Source organism: Nocardia gamkensis NBRC 108242 (assembly GCF_001612985.1).
In the GTDB taxonomy this organism is placed as follows: domain Bacteria; phylum Actinomycetota; class Actinomycetes; order Mycobacteriales; family Mycobacteriaceae; genus Nocardia; species Nocardia gamkensis.
Map to the genome: position 1 here is coordinate 1 of NZ_BDBM01000076.1, position 13,731 is coordinate 13,731.

Sequence of the window (13,731 nt, forward strand, 5' to 3'; positions counted from 1 at the left end):
GGACCGGGCCTGCCGGCGCGGGCGCCGCGTTCACCTGAGCGTTGTTCTGCGGCCCGCTGTTCGGACGGCCCGGCACCGGGGCACCGGGCGTGGTGGTGACCGGAACCACCCGCTCCCCCTGTGGCGAGCGCGCCGAAGGCCCGGCGTTCAGCGGCGGGACCGGAGTGCCCTGGGCCGGTGTGGGCTTGCCGATCACCGTGACCGAGCCGTCCGGCCCGATCAACAGGCGGGCCGGGTCCTTGGCGGGGATCATCCCCAGCTCCCGCGCGCGCAGCGCCAGTTCCGGGGCCGAATCGGCGACCTCGACCTCGCGCTGCAACGCCGCGCGCTCGTCGGCCAGCCGCCGATTCGTCGCCCGCGCGTCACCGAGCTGATAGCTGTCCTCGGCGGCACGGGTGGTCAGCAGCAAGGTGAGCGCGAGGCCGCAGCCGAGCAGAACGAGGATGGCCGTGACGAACGGGATGCGCGCGGCCATCGCCGAGCGCCGCACGGTGGGCAGAAACGTGGTGTCCGAACCGGTTTCGGCACGCATGCGCCGTTTCGCGTAGGCGCGCTGCGCCGCGCCGGATTTCACCCGCTCGGCATCCTGAACCCGCCGGGCGACCCGGCTCGGCGCTTCGACGGTCCGCGTCCGCACGCTCATCGATTCCCCTCCTGTGTCCTCCCGGGACGCCGGACCAGCACAGCGCGACGCTGTCTCATCCGGCCTCCGACATCGCTGCGGGACATCCGCACCCGACCGGCGCGACGCGGCGCCGGGCACTGCTCGATCACCGCGCCTCCTGGATCCGCTCGGCGGCGCGCATGCGTACCGGCGCCGCCCGCGGGTTGTCTTCGATCTCCTGCTCGGTCGCCTTCTCCGCTCCGCGGGTCAGCATCCGGAACTCCGGTCCCATGCCGGGGAGCTCGACCGGCAGGTCCACCGGTGTCCTCGACGCGGTGTGCGCGACGAACTCGTGCTTGACCACCTTGTCCTCCAGTGACTGGTAGGACATGACGACGATGCGGCCGCCCACGCGCAGCGCGGCGAGCGCGGCGGGCAGCGCGGCTCGCAACGAGTCGAGTTCTCCGTTGACCTCCACCCGCAGCGCTTGGAAGGTGCGCTTGGCGGGATGCCCGCCGGTGCGGCGTGTCGCGGCGGGGATCGTGGCGTACAGCAGCTCCACCAGCTCCGCGCTGGTGCTGAACGGTTTGATCCGGCGGCGGCGGATCACCGCGGAGGCGATCCGGCCTGCGAAGCGTTCCTCGCCGTAGGTCTTCAGCACCCGGGCCAGGTCGCCGTGGCTGTAGGTGTTCAGCACGTCGGCGGCGGTGAGTCCGCTGGTCGGGTCCATCCGCATGTCCAGCGGGGCGTCCACGGAATAGGCGAAGCCGCGATCGGCCTCGTCCAGCTGCATCGAGGAGACGCCGAGGTCCATCAGGATCGCCGAGACCGAACCGGTGGCAGACAGGCCTGCCTCGGACAGCGCGTCGGCGATACCGTCATAGCGGGTGTGCACCAGCGTGATTCGATCCGCGAACGGCGCGAGCCGCTCACCGGCCAGCTTCAAGGCGGTGGTGTCGCGGTCGAGACCGACCAGGTGGATATCCGGGTAGGTGCTCAGGAAGTGCTCGGCGTGACCGCCGAGACCGAGCGTCGCGTCGACGTAGACCGCGCCGGGCTCGGACAAGGCCGGACCGAGTAGCGCGTCGGCTCGCTCGAGCAGAACCGGAACATGGCGGGGACCGCGCTGTTCACGGTTCACCTCGACCTCCCGGAGTCCTGCCTCGCGTCGTCGCGCACCGCCACACGGGTCGCCTTGATACAGAGTGCTTTCGATACGGATTACGAATGCCCCGGGGTCTCTGACCGAACTCCGGCACCTGGCGTCGGGGAAGTACGTCAGGGTCCGCGTCCGGGCAGAGACCGCGTGGCACTCGTGCGCCCGCGGCTAGAAGATTCCGCCCAGCGACTCGTCTCTGGCTTGCGAAAAGTCCTCCTCGTGCTCGGCGAGGTAGGACTCCCACGCCTGCTTGTCCCAAATCTCCAGGAAGTCGACCGAACCGATCACCACGCAATCCCTTTGCAGGTTGGCGTAGCGACGATGGTCGGCGGACAACACGATCCGGCCCTGCGCGTCCGGACGTTGCTCGTCCGTTCCGGCCGCGAGTGCCCGGACGAACGCACGGGCCTGCGGGTTGCTTCGAGACGCGGCCGCGGCACGCCGTGCGAGCGCGGTGAACTCCTCTTTCGGGTACACGGCAAGGCTGTGGTCCTGCCCCTTCGTGACCATCAACCCTCCCGCCAGATCGTCTCGAAACTTCGCAGGCAACGTGAGTCGCCCTTTGTCGTCCAAGCGAGGTGTATAGGTACCGAGAAACAACTCGATACCTCCCTAACGATCACCTCGATGGTCGGCCCTTCAGTACTGCGCGCTCCACATTACCCCACTTTCCCCCACTTTCAATCGAAACAGGCGGTGATCTGGCTCCCGACCCAGACGATTACGCAGGTCATCCCAGCTATCACCGCCGTGGAGAACTTTCGCGAGTTCTGCCGACACGCGCTACCCCCCGGGACAAACGTCCGAAAACACCCAGCAAACGCTCTGATGCCCCCTCCGAGGGGGCGTGGTGGGGGAAGTTTGTGGGGAGGTGTGGGGGAAGGGGGAAGTCCGGTTCGAAGATCATCCGTGCGGCGATCGGACACACACGCGAACCGGCGACGCCGCACCATCGCGGTGCGGCGTCGCCGGTTCTGCTGAAGTTGTCAGGCTACGGGCGAGCTATTCCTGCTCGAACCGCCGCCGGAAGCGATCCTCCATGCGCTCGGAGAAACCGCCGGATTTCCGCTGCCGGCCCCGCCCGCCCGAACCGGAGGGCGCTTGACCGCCGGACCGATCGTTCTTGGCGACGTTCTTCGAGGTGCCGAGCAACAGGAGTACACCGGCGCCGAACATCACGATGAATCCGATCAGGCTGATGATCGGGAAGCCGCCGGGCTTCACGGGCGCGGCGATGCCCGCGACGAGGAGAAAGAGGCCGAGGACGAACAACGCCGCGGCCTGGAGTCTGCGACGACTCGAGGTCGAACGTAGCCGTCCGCCGCGGACGGATGAGGCGAACTTGGGATCCTCAGCATAGAGAGCGCTCTCGATCTGTTCGAGCATGCGCTGCTCGTGCTCGGAGAGTGGCACGGTACCTCCCCCGGCACTAGGACGTGGCTGTCGCCTCCGGGTAGGCGACAGATAGCCGACCTTGGCGGCCATCTGTCACCAATGATACGAGTTCGATCAGGGCCAGACCACCTTATGGGCGCAGTCGGACGGAGTCCGTCCTCAGAACGCGCACGGCCGCAGCGAAGGCGGAGGTACGCCTAATGAGCGCAGTCGGATGGAGTCCGTCTTCAGAACGCGCACGGCCGCAGCGAAGGCGGAGGTACGCCTTATGGGCGCAGTCGGACGGAGTCCGTCTTCAGGCCGATGATCAAGCGGTCATGCCGCCGGTCACTCCCGGCGCGGGCCGCAACCGGGCCGACGCCGCGAGGAGGTCTTCCACGTCATGGAGGAATGCCGCCACCCGCGAGGAGAACTCGTCCGCCTCGTGTTCGTCGACATTCCGGTCCAGCCCCGCCTCCAGCGCCGCCCGGATCTCCGAGCGGGCGCTGAAGTAGTCGGCCCACATCACGAATTCCGGCGCGGCGCGCTGCATCAGCACCCACGCGTTGCGCGAGCGCGCCCGGGGCGCGGCGTCGGCGCCCGTGAGCGCGATCACCGCGCCCGCGCCGCGCAGTGCGGCGAGGTAGGCGGTGCGGAACCGCTCCCGTGGATCCCGCTCCCCCGCCGCCTGCATGAGCAACCCGTCCGCGCGCTCCAGCAACTTGCCGGCCCGGCCGGGCCGGCCCGGATGTTCCACTCGACCAGACATCGCCGTCCCTCCACCATCGCGTACCTTGGCCGGTATCCCGTACTGGAGGCGGGGTGCCCCACCGCTTTCCAGCACCACCCGGACCGAACAGGTATTCGAACGTTTGAATTGAGCTTCAATATAGAGACGCCCACCGACAAACTTCCGCGTCCCGCGCGACCGACGAGAGCCATGACCGCCGTCAAGCCCAATCACACTCCCGCACCCGCCGTCATCGATCTCTCGGTGGCGGCTCTGCGCTCCCGGCTGCACGACGCGCTGGCGGTCTACGTGGCCGCCATGGACTACCCGCGCGGGACCGAGAACCATCGCGCGCCGATGTGGACCGAGCACACCACCCGGCCCGGCTGGCAGGCGGTCGCCGCGGTGCTGCCCGACGACTCCGGCCGGATCGATCTGCGCCACGCCCCGATCGTGGCGATCGCCTACGGCTATCGGGGCGCCGCCCACCAGTGGTGGCACCAGCAGGTGCACAGCGGGATGCGGCGCTCGGGCTGGCCGGAACACTCCGCGCGCGAATTGCTGTCGGACTACTTCGAGCTCACCGAGCTGCATGTGCATCCCGCCGCGCAGGGTCGCGGCATCGGCGGCACACTGCTGGAACGGCTGCTGCGCGACCGCACCGAGCGCGCCGTGCTGCTGTCGACGCCCGAGGTCACCGGCGAGGACAATCGCGCATGGCGGCTGTACCGCAGGCAGGGATTCACCGACGTGGTCCGGAATTTCGTGTTCGCGGGCGACAACCGGCCGTTCGCGATCCTCGGCAGGCGGCTGCCGCTGTGAGGGTCACGTGACGGTGGTCGTCGTCGGCTCGGGCCACAACGCCTTGGTCGCCGCGTGCTATCTCGCCCGCGCCGGACACGAGGTGGAGGTGCTCGAACGCGACGACGTCCTCGGCGGCGCGGTGTCGACGGTCGAGCGGTTCCCCGGCCATCGGGTCGATCGCGGCTCGTCGGCGCACATCATGATCCGCCACACCGGCATCGTCGAGGAACTCGAACTCGACCGCTTCGGTCTGCGATACATCGACTGCGATCCATGGGGTTTCACGCCCGCGCACGCGGGCCGCTCCGCGATCGTGTTCCATCGCGACCTGGAAGCGACCTGCGCGTCGATCGCGGCGGCTTGCAGCCCGCGGGACGCGGCCGCCTACCGCCGGTTCGTGCGGACGTGGGGTCCGCGCAGCGCCCGGGTGATGCGGGCCTTCGGCGGCGGACCGACGCCGGGACGGCTGGTGCGGTCGTTCTGGGGACTGGACGCGAAGGACGGCGGCAGCGCTCTGTCGCGGGAATTCCTGCAATCCGGTGACGCGCTGCTGGACGCCTGCTTCGAGGACGAACGGTTGAAGGCGTCGCTGGCGTGGTTCGGCGCCCAGTCCGGGCCGCCGATGTCCGAGCCGGGCACCGCGCCGATGGTGGGCTTCGCCGCGCTCATGCACACCCTGCCGCCGGGGCGCGCGGTCGGCGGCAGCGGGGCGCTGACCACGGCCCTGGTGGCGCGGCTGCGCTCCGACGGCGGGGTGGTGACCGCGGGCGACGCGGCGTCCGCGCTGCGCCGCGACGGCGACCGCTGGCGGGTGCGCACCGCCTCGGGCCGAGACCTGCGCGCGGACATCGTGATCGCGGGCTGCCATGTGCTGACGACGCTGGAGCTGCTGCGCGACGGTGGCTTCGACGGCGCGGTGCTCGACGACTGGCGCAGGCGCATCCGCGTCGGTCCCGGCATCGGGATGGTGGTGCGCGCCGCCACGTCGGCGCTGCCCCGCTACCCCGGCACCCCGATCGAGCATTCCGCCCACGGCCTGCAATTCCTGGTGTCCGACCGCGCGCAGTTGCGCCGTGCGCACGGTGCGGCGCTGGCCGGGGACCTGCCGCCGCGACCGGTCGTCCTGGCGATGAGCTTCAGCGCACTGGACCCGACCATCGCGCCGCCCGGTGAGCATCAGTTGTCGCTGTGGGCGCAGTGGCACCCGTACCGTCTGGCCTCCGGCGCCGACTGGTCCGATCTCGCGCGGCAGGAAGGCGACCGGATCATCGCCGAAGTGGAGTCCTACGCACCCGGTTTCGCGGAGACGGTGCTGCGCGGGCATGTGCAGACGCCGGTGGATCTGGAGCGCGAACTCGGGCTCGTCGGCGGCAACGTCATGCACGTGGAGATGTCGCTGGACCAGATGATGCTGTGGCGACCGCTCCCCGAACTGGCCGGGCAGCGGGTGCCCGGCGCGCGGGGGCTGTATCTGACGGGCGCGTCCACCCATCCCGGCGGCGGTGTCTCCGGCGCGAGCGGCCGCACGGCCGCCGCCCTCGCACTGCGCGACCTGCACCGGCGCGGGCTGACCCGGTGGCTTCGACGATGACGGACTCGGGCGAGCCGCCGCCTGCCCCGACGGAACCCACCGCGACCGAGCACTCCCAGGGGCTGCTGTCCGGCTATCGCTCGGCGAGCTTTCTGCTGCCCCTCGTCCTCGTGGCGCTGACGATCGTCGCGCAGATCGGGTATCCGCTGACCACGGGTAGTGGGCGCGACCGCATCACCGTCGCGGTCGTACTGCTGTCCACCGCCGCCGCGCTGGCGCACGCGACGACGACCAGGGGATCGCGCTATGCCGTCGGCTTTCTGACCATCGTCTCCGGCATCGGGCTCACGGCGGAGGTCATCGGCACCGCGACCGGCATCCCGTTCGGCTGCTACGAGTACGCGACCGACCGGCTCGGACCGGCCTTGCTCGAGGTGCCGTTGATCGTCCCGCTGGCCTGGACCGGAGGGATGTATCCGGTGTGGGTGGTGGCCGGGATGCTGTCGTGGCGCACGATCGCCCGGATCGGGTGGACGGCGGTCGGCGCGGTGGGCTGGGACCTGTTCCTCGATCCGCAGATGGTGGCCGACGGGCAGTGGACCTGGTGTGACATCCATTCCGGACTGCCCGGCCTCGACTGGATTCCGCTGACGAATTACCTGGGCTGGTTCGGCGTGGCGCTCGTGATGGCCGCGGTGCTCGCGGTCTGGGAGCGGGCGGCGCCGGATCCGGTGCGGACGCCGCGATCGCACGGCCGCGCGATCGCGCTCACCGTTCCGGTGGCCTTGTTCGGGTGGACCTGGCTCGGATCGGCGCTGGCCCACGCGGTGTTCCTCGACCTTCCCTCCTCGGCGGGATACGGGTTCGCCGGTATGGGTCTGCTGGGCGTTCCCCTGCTGGTCGCCCTGGCTCGCGCGCGCCGCTGACCCGCCGCCGCGTGCCGCGCCCGGCGCGCCGACGCGCGCTGCGACTGGCGCGTTTCATTCCGGGCGGCAGGCCTGGCACGATGTCACCCGTGCAGCCGAGTCCCGTCATCACGAAGCCCGATGCCCCGGACCTCCCGCAGCGGTGGGCCCCACGCCGCGGCGCGCGTGTCGCGTCGGTGGTCCTGCTCGCGGCGATGCTGGTGCCGATGCTCGCGGGCTGCCTGCGGGTCCAGGTCTCGATGGGGGTCTCCTCCAACGACCGGGTGTCCGGCCGGATCGTCGCCGCCGTGGTGCCCGCCGACGCCGGGGACAAGGGCCCGCAGCTGAAGGCGCCCGAGACGCTGGCGGCCAAGTTGCGGGTGGAGCCGTACGCCCAGGACGGCTACACCGGCAGCCAGGTATTCTTCGAGGACCTGTCCTTCGGTGATGTGCAACAGCTCGGCCAGCTGTCCGAGCAGACCCAGGGCATGTTCCAGTTGCAGTTCCAGCGCACCGGCGACCTGGTCAGCCTGAGCGGGCGGGTCGATCTGAAATCGCTGCCGCCGCACGGCTCGGACGTGCAGTTGACCATCGCATTCCCGGCCCGCGTCGCCAAGACCAACGGCAACCGCGAGGGCGACAACGTCGTCTCCTGGAAACTGCCGCCCGGCGACGTCTCCAGGCCGCAGGCCGAGGTCAGCTACGCCGACCCGAACACCCGCTCGTTCGCGGGGTGGGCGGGCATCGCGGGCGGCATCACGCTCGCGGTGGCCGCCATCGTCGCGGCGATGGCGTACATGGACCGCAACCCCGCCGCGCCCGGCGCGCCGGAAGTCGGCTTCTCCCTGAGCCGCTGGTGGCGCTCGGTGACGCAGAATCGCTGAGCGGCAGGTCGGTGCGCCGGGATAGCGTGGCCCACATGGTGAGTGCCGACCTGCCGAAGACGTTGCGCGCGAACTCGATCCTGCCGACCTTCGCCACCGCGGTGGCGGCGCTCGGCGCGGGCATCGCGCTATACAACCGCATCACCGTGCCGAGGTTGACGAATGCCCCGACGACGGTGATCGAACCCGTCACCGTCTGCGTTCCCGCGCGCAACGAGGCCGACCGGCTGCCCGCCCTGATCGGTGACCTGCGCGCGCAGGTGGGCGTACCGCGCCTCGCGGTACGCATCCTCGATGACGCGTCCACCGACGAGACCGGCGCCGCCGCCCTGGCGGCGATCGGCGACGACCCGCGTTTCACCCTGCTGCGCACCGAGTTCGATCCGGTCGCCGGCTGGACCGGAAAGGCCGCCGCCTGTGTCCGGCTTGCGGAGCAGGTGTCGACGCCGGTGCTGATCTTCCTGGACGCCGATGTGCGGCTGGCCCCCACGGCGCTCGCCGCGGCAGTCGGCGCGCTGCGCACGCGCGCGGCCGCGCTGGTCTCGCCCTGGCCCCTGCAAGTGGCCGATTCCGTGGCGGAAGCCGTGGTGCAGCCTCTGCTGTGCTGGTCGTGGGCCTCGACGCTGCCGATCGCCGTGGCCGACCGGAGCCTGCGACCCGCCACGGCGGTGGCCTGCGGCCAGTTCCTCGTGTTCGACAACGCCGCCTACCGGGCGGTCGGCGGCCACACGGCCGTGGCCGGGAGCGTCACCGAGGACCTCGACATCGCCCGTACGCTGCGGCGCGCCGGTCACGCCACCGCTCTGGTGGCCGCCGGAGAGTTGGCCCGCACCAGGATGTATCGCGGCGCCGCCGACCTGGACGCGGGCTACACCCGCTGGCTCTGGTCGGCCTACGACGGCACGATCGCGGGCGGAGCGGCGGTGGGACTCGTTGCGGCCCTTGCCTATTGGGTACCGCCCGCGGCCGCCGTGCTCGGCAGGGGCGCGGTCCGCCGGACGGGCGCGGTCGGCTGGCTCGCCGCCGTCGCCGGGCGCCTGCTGGCCCGCTCGACCGAGACCGGCGGACCGCTGGGGCGCACGGACGTGCCTGCCGCCATCGCGCATCCGGTCTCGGTGGCGGCGTATCTGCTGCTGTGGGCGCGTTCGCACCGGGCCCGCCGTCGCGGCACGGCGCACTGGAAGGGGCGTTCGCTCCCGGGAGTGGCGCCGCGCCGCGACAGCTGAATCTCACGGGACCGCGGTGATTCCGACCGTCGGCAGGAAGAAGCAGGACTTGGCGCCGTTCTGCACCGTGCCGAACACCGCGGCGAGAACGGTGCCCTTGCCGGTGTCCACCGGGACCGCCCGCACCCCGCCCATGGGGAGGGCCGCGAAGAGGAAGTCCCGGATCGCCTGCTCGGCCACCGGCCGCTGGTCCGCGGGCACGGCAGCGGGGATCATCGCGCGGGCGATGTCGGCCAGCGGTCCCATGGCGGCCGTTCCGCTGCGTCCGTTGCTCAGATTGAGCCAGGCCACCTGCATTCCCGCGGTATTCGCGCCGTCCGGCCCGAGGCCGTAGGGCACGAAGGTGAACATGGCTTGCCCGGCCTTGACGGCGCTGAGGTCCAAACCGGGAAGCTGCACGGTGTTCTTCGGCCACGGCCCGGGTATGGCTCCCGCCACCGCGGGCGCCAGCCCGGCCGTGGTGTTGTCGAGGCAGAACGCCGACGCGCTCGGGTACGCGAACGGCTGGATACCGAGCGCGCGCAGCGCGTCGAGCGCGGTTTGATAGGCGCCGAACAGGTCACCGGGGGCGGCGATCGGCGCGGAGAGATCGGAGAACGCGGGAATCGTGGCATCCGGAGCCGCGAACGCGGCACCCGGCCCGGCAAACGCGAGGGCGACCGAACAGGTCGCGACAGCGGACAATTGGGTCAGACGACGCAAAATGATCACGAAACCTCCTCATCGGCGGAACGATCGAGGGGCACAGTACTCCGGCAAACGGCTCCAACAGCACGGATTGCGTACAGCAATTTCGCGGCGAGTCTCGTTTGCCCGAAACAGGCTTCCGCGTGGCCGACCCGCGTTCCCCAGTCCTGGCCATACCCGTATGCTGCATCGGACCGCCGTCTTCCGGCGCTGGACGCCCGTCCGCGACGACGCGACAGGTTCGCACCGCCCCTCGGCGAAGTAGCGCACGCCTGGTTACTACAAAGACCCGATCAACTGGCGTGGACAAGGTCTACGCTCACGCTGATTACTTCTCTTGTTCCAGCCTTCCCTTGCTGGGCATCATGATTCGGCTACACCCTGACATCGATTGACAGGGGGTCGGCGCCAACCATCCAGAGCGACCGAGAGACCTGGCTCGTCGACGTCGCAGCAACCCCCCGGTCACCCGGGTGCGGGTGCTTCCGCCGGGACCGATGGAGGAACCGAAGTGATCATCGAGGACCCGTCATGAGTGCGTCCACCGCACCCGCGACCGCCCCGGCGCGCGAACCGGACCCGACCGGCACACCCCTGCCCGCGCCGGACGCCGCCGAGTACGGCACACCGCCGACCGTGGCCGAGACCCGGCACCCCTGGCGCTGGCTGGTCAGTGCCGTCGCGCTGATCCTGCTCGCCCAGTTCGTGCACGGGCTGGCCACCAACCCCGGGTGGGATTGGCCGACGTTCGCGCAGTACATCACCACGAAGTCGGTGCTGTCGGCGTTGCGGGTCACCGTGGAGCTGACCGCATGAGGCACGGCGCTGGGCTTTCTGCTCGGCACCGCGCTCGCGGTCGCCCGGCTGTCGAACAATCCGGTGCCGCGGGTGGTCTCGTGGGTCTACATCTGGGCGTTCCCCACCCTGCCGAAGAAGCGCTGAGCAGATGACGCAGCGCCACCGCATGCCCAGCCGACCGTCGGCGACCGGTGTCGCTGACGCCTTTCCCCAGCAGGGCGAGCAGCTCGCCCCCACCGAAGTATCTGGAGTCGCCTCGTGATCCGAACCCGTCACCGAATCGCCGCGCTGGCCGGCGCGCTCGCCGCGGCCACCACCGTGGCCGCCTGCGGCAGTGATTCGGCCGCGCCCGGCGGCGACGCGGGCCCGCCCCGGCCGGGCGGCACCCTGCGCTACGGCCTGTCCCAGGCGCCGACCTGCTCGGACCCGGCCCAGGCGGGCACCAACCAGACGCTGTACGTCACCCGGCAGATCGTGGATTCGCTGACCGACCAGGATCCGGCCACCGGCGAGCTGAAGCCGTGGCTGGCGCAGAGCTGGGAAGCCAGCCCCGACGCGAAGGTCTTCACCTTCCGCCTCACCGACGGCGTCACCTTCAGCGACGGCACGCCGCTCACCGCCGATTCGGTGCGCAACACGTTCGATTCGGTCGTGCGGCTCGGCTCGGGCAAGGCGCCGCTGGGCAGCAGCTACCTCACCGGCTACGTAGGCACCACGGCCGTCGACCGGCTCACCGCCCGGGTCGAGTTCAGCAAGCCCAACGCCCAATTCCTGCAGGCGGCCTCGACCGCCCAGCTCGGCATCCTGGCCGACGTGACCACGGCGAAGCCCGCCGAGCAGCGCTGCCTCGGCGACAACGTCGGCAGCGGGCCGTTCACCTACACGGCCTACCGCCAGGACGCCGCGGTGACGCTGGCCAAGCGCAGCGGCTACCACTGGGGTTCGGCGGTGTTCGCCCATCGCGGTGAGGCCTACCTGGACAAGATCGAGTTCACCGTGGTGCCCGAATCCGGCGTGCGCACCGGCAGTCTCGCCTCCGGGCAGCTGGACGCGATCAGCGACGCGCTGCCGCAGGACGCGCCGCAGATCGAGGCGGCGGGCGGCCGGGTGCTCAGCACCGCCAACCCGGGTGTGCCGTTCGGCCTGCAGTCCAACGTCACCCGTGGACCGCTGCGCGATCCGGCGGTGCGCCAGGCACTGCTGCCCGCGATCGATCGCCAGCAATTGGTGGACACCGTGCTCGGCCCGCAGTTCAAGCCGGCCACCAGCTCGCTGGCGAGCACCACACCCGGCTACACCGACCTCTCGGCACGGCTGGCCTTCGACCCGGCGAAGGCACGCACCATCCTCGACCAGGCCGGGTGGGTGCCCGGCGCGGACGGCATCCGGGCGAAGAACGGTGAGCGGTTGACGTTCTCGGTGCTCTTCAGCCAGGTGTTCGCGGGCAACCAGGCGATTCTCGAACTGGTGCAGCAACAACTGCGGCAGGTCGGCGTCGAACTGAAGCTGGACCTGGTGTCGGTGGCGGAGACCACGGCGCGGCAGAACAGCAAGGACTTCGACACCTTCTACGGCAACACCACCCGCGCCGACGGCGACATCCTGCGCACCTCCTTCGGTCTCGACGGGCGCAACCTCAATGCGCGCGGCCCCATCCCGCCGCTGGACGACGCGCTGAACGGGCAGGTCGCCACCGTGGACACCACGGTGCGCAACGGGCTCATCCGCACCGCGCAGCAGCAGGTGCTCGACGCGGGCCTGCTGATCCCGACCGTCGAGCTGTCCCAGGCGATCGGAGCGGGGGCGAGCACGCAGGACCTGAAGTTCGAAGCCTCGGCGCGATTGCAGTTCTTCGACACCTGGCTGAGCGGGCGATAGTCATGGCGCGCTATCTGGCCCTGCGGGTGTTGCAGGCGATCTGGGTGCTGTGGGCGGCGTTCACGCTGTCGTTCGTGGTGTTGTACCTGCTGCCCGCCGACCCGGTCTCGATCGCGGCCGATGCGGGCGGGTCGGGCACCCCGGTGGACAAGGCGGCCATCGCCGAGTTGCAGGCCCGTTACGGGCTGGATCGGCCGCTGTGGGAACAGTATTGGACCGCGCTCGGGCACGCCGTGACCGGCGATCTCGGGCATTCCATCGCCACCGGGCAGCCGGTCACCGGCGCGATCGGTGACGCGCTGCCCGCCACGCTCGCGTTGACGGGCGCCGCCCTGCTCTTCGCGGTCACCGGTGGCGTCGCGCTGGCGTTCGCGGCGACTCACAGCCGTCGGCCGTGGCTGCGCAACGCCTTGGCCGCGCTGCCGTCGCTGGGTGTTTCGGTGCCGACCTTCTGGACCGGACTGCTCCTGCTGCAAGTGTTCTCGTTCCAGTTACGGCTGGCGCCCGCGTTCGGCGGGCACGGGTTCGCGGGCACGGTGCTGCCCGCGCTCACCCTGGCGCTGCCGATCGGCGCGGTCATCGCGCAGGTGCTCACCGCCGGGCTGGAGACGACCTGGCGTCAGCCGTTCGTCGACGTGGCCCTGGCCAGGGGCGGATCGCGCTGGTGGGTGCAGCGCACGCACGTGCTGCGCCCGGCCAGTGTGCCCGCGTTCACCATCGCGGGGGTGCTGGTGGGCAACATGCTCGCCGGATCGGTGGTGGTGGAGACGGTCTTCGCCCGTCAGGGCGTCGGGCGGCTGACCCAGACCGCGGTGCTGGCGCAGGACATCCCCGTGGTGCAGGGCATCGTGCTGCTCACCTCGGCGGTGTTCGTGAGCGTGAATCTCGCGGTGGATCTGCTGTATCCGCTGCTCGACCCGCGCATCGCCGCCCGCTCCCGCGCCGTGAGTGGCGAATCCGAGCGGGCCGCCGTCGACGCCGCCGAGGAGGCGATCATCCGTGCCTGACGCCGCTTCCGTCATTCGTACCGCCGCCGGACTCGCGCTCGGCGCGCCGCCGGCCGAGGAGGTGAGGACTCGTGGTTGACGTCATCGAGGAACGGCGCGCAGCCGTGCTACCCGGCCTGCGGCGCCCGGCCGTGCACTGGAAGA

At 70.8% G+C, this 13,731-nt stretch carries 13 protein-coding genes, 1 pseudogene and 1 riboswitch; of the genes and pseudogenes, 8 read left to right on the top strand and 6 right to left on the bottom strand.

Annotated features, from left to right (window positions below):
* The 5 genes from ftsL to NG1_RS33070 form a co-directional block, all read right to left on the bottom strand.
* Positions 1 to 643: cell division protein FtsL (ftsL, locus tag NG1_RS33050; protein ID WP_062977570.1), on the bottom strand; the 643-nt coding region annotated here is incomplete at its 3' end.
* A 127-nt stretch (positions 644 to 770) separates the two neighbouring features.
* Positions 771 to 1,745: a 16S rRNA (cytosine(1402)-N(4))-methyltransferase RsmH gene (gene rsmH / locus NG1_RS33055; RefSeq protein ID WP_062977530.1), complete on the bottom strand. Its 975-nt coding sequence runs from the start codon at positions 1,743 to 1,745 to the stop codon at positions 771 to 773.
* A 186-nt stretch (positions 1,746 to 1,931) separates the two neighbouring features.
* Entirely contained in the window at positions 1,932 to 2,363 is a 432-nt protein-coding gene (gene mraZ / locus NG1_RS33060) for a division/cell wall cluster transcriptional repressor MraZ (RefSeq protein ID WP_039797118.1), read from the bottom strand.
* Between the two features lie 402 nt (positions 2,364 to 2,765).
* Positions 2,766 to 3,176, bottom strand: coding sequence for an SCO2097 family morphological protein (locus tag NG1_RS33065; RefSeq protein ID WP_062977531.1), 411 nt, complete (start codon positions 3,174 to 3,176; stop codon positions 2,766 to 2,768).
* A gap of 289 nt (positions 3,177 to 3,465) precedes the next feature.
* Entirely contained in the window at positions 3,466 to 3,906 is a 441-nt protein-coding gene (locus NG1_RS33070; RefSeq protein WP_039797092.1) for an SAV_6107 family HEPN domain-containing protein, read from the bottom strand.
* 171 nt (positions 3,907 to 4,077) lie between these two features.
* Between NG1_RS33070 and NG1_RS33075 the strand changes: the two genes are divergently transcribed.
* From NG1_RS33075 to NG1_RS33095, 5 genes are all read left to right on the top strand, one after another.
* Complete coding sequence (locus NG1_RS33075; RefSeq protein ID WP_062977533.1) at positions 4,078 to 4,689, top strand: GNAT family N-acetyltransferase; 612 nt, start codon at positions 4,078 to 4,080, stop codon at positions 4,687 to 4,689.
* A gap of 7 nt (positions 4,690 to 4,696) precedes the next feature.
* Positions 4,697 to 6,262 carry a phytoene desaturase family protein gene (locus NG1_RS33080; RefSeq protein WP_062977535.1) on the top strand — a complete coding sequence of 522 codons (1,566 nt, stop codon included), beginning with the start codon at positions 4,697 to 4,699 and terminating at the stop codon, positions 6,260 to 6,262.
* Entirely contained in the window at positions 6,259 to 7,128 is an 870-nt protein-coding gene (locus NG1_RS33085) for a carotenoid biosynthesis protein (RefSeq protein WP_084499375.1), read from the top strand. Before NG1_RS33080 ends, NG1_RS33085 begins: the two co-directional genes overlap by 4 nt.
* Positions 7,129 to 7,322: 194 nt before the next feature.
* Positions 7,323 to 7,991, top strand: coding sequence for an LppM family (lipo)protein (locus NG1_RS33090; RefSeq protein WP_157114385.1), 669 nt, complete (start codon positions 7,323 to 7,325; stop codon positions 7,989 to 7,991).
* A 35-nt stretch (positions 7,992 to 8,026) separates the two neighbouring features.
* On the top strand, positions 8,027 to 9,217 hold the full coding sequence (locus NG1_RS33095; RefSeq protein WP_062977540.1) for a glycosyltransferase family 2 protein: 1,191 nt from the start codon (positions 8,027 to 8,029) through the stop codon (positions 9,215 to 9,217).
* A 3-nt stretch (positions 9,218 to 9,220) separates the two neighbouring features.
* On the opposite strand, the gene NG1_RS33100 is transcribed toward NG1_RS33095, so the two are convergent.
* Positions 9,221 to 9,928: a hypothetical protein gene (locus NG1_RS33100; RefSeq protein ID WP_062977542.1), complete on the bottom strand. Its 708-nt coding sequence runs from the start codon at positions 9,926 to 9,928 to the stop codon at positions 9,221 to 9,223.
* Positions 9,929 to 10,313: 385 nt separating this feature from the next.
* Positions 10,314 to 10,408: riboswitch (SAM riboswitch) on the top strand.
* A gap of 90 nt (positions 10,409 to 10,498) precedes the next feature.
* Between NG1_RS33100 and NG1_RS33105 the strand changes: the two are divergent.
* The 3 genes and pseudogenes from NG1_RS33105 to NG1_RS33115 form a co-directional block, all read left to right on the top strand.
* Positions 10,499 to 10,834 (top strand): annotated as a pseudogene (locus NG1_RS33105) (amino acid ABC transporter permease); the annotation flags it as partial.
* A 126-nt stretch (positions 10,835 to 10,960) separates the two neighbouring features.
* Entirely contained in the window at positions 10,961 to 12,580 is a 1,620-nt protein-coding gene (locus NG1_RS33110; RefSeq protein WP_157114384.1) for an ABC transporter substrate-binding protein, read from the top strand.
* 2 nt (positions 12,581 to 12,582) lie between these two features.
* Positions 12,583 to 13,587 carry an ABC transporter permease gene (locus NG1_RS33115; protein ID WP_062977547.1) on the top strand — a complete coding sequence of 335 codons (1,005 nt, stop codon included), beginning with the start codon at positions 12,583 to 12,585 and terminating at the stop codon, positions 13,585 to 13,587.
* The last annotated feature ends 144 nt before the right edge of the window (positions 13,588 to 13,731 follow it).

What these genes read in the sequence shown, in the direction of transcription:
- NG1_RS33070 (WP_039797092.1), bottom strand. Translation starts at nt 3,906, where the DNA reads ATGTCTGGTCGAGTGGAACATCCGGGCCGGCCCGGCCGGGCCGGCAAG.
- NG1_RS33075 (WP_062977533.1), top strand. Translation starts at nt 4,078, where the DNA reads ATGACCGCCGTCAAGCCCAATCACACTCCCGCACCCGCCGTCATCGAT.
- NG1_RS33085 (WP_084499375.1), top strand. Translation starts at nt 6,259, where the DNA reads ATGACGGACTCGGGCGAGCCGCCGCCTGCCCCGACGGAACCCACCGCG.
- NG1_RS33090 (WP_157114385.1), top strand. Translation starts at nt 7,323, where the DNA reads ATGCTGGTGCCGATGCTCGCGGGCTGCCTGCGGGTCCAGGTCTCGATG.
- NG1_RS33095 (WP_062977540.1), top strand. Translation starts at nt 8,027, where the DNA reads ATGGTGAGTGCCGACCTGCCGAAGACGTTGCGCGCGAACTCGATCCTG.
- NG1_RS33115 (WP_062977547.1), top strand. Translation starts at nt 12,583, where the DNA reads ATGGCGCGCTATCTGGCCCTGCGGGTGTTGCAGGCGATCTGGGTGCTG.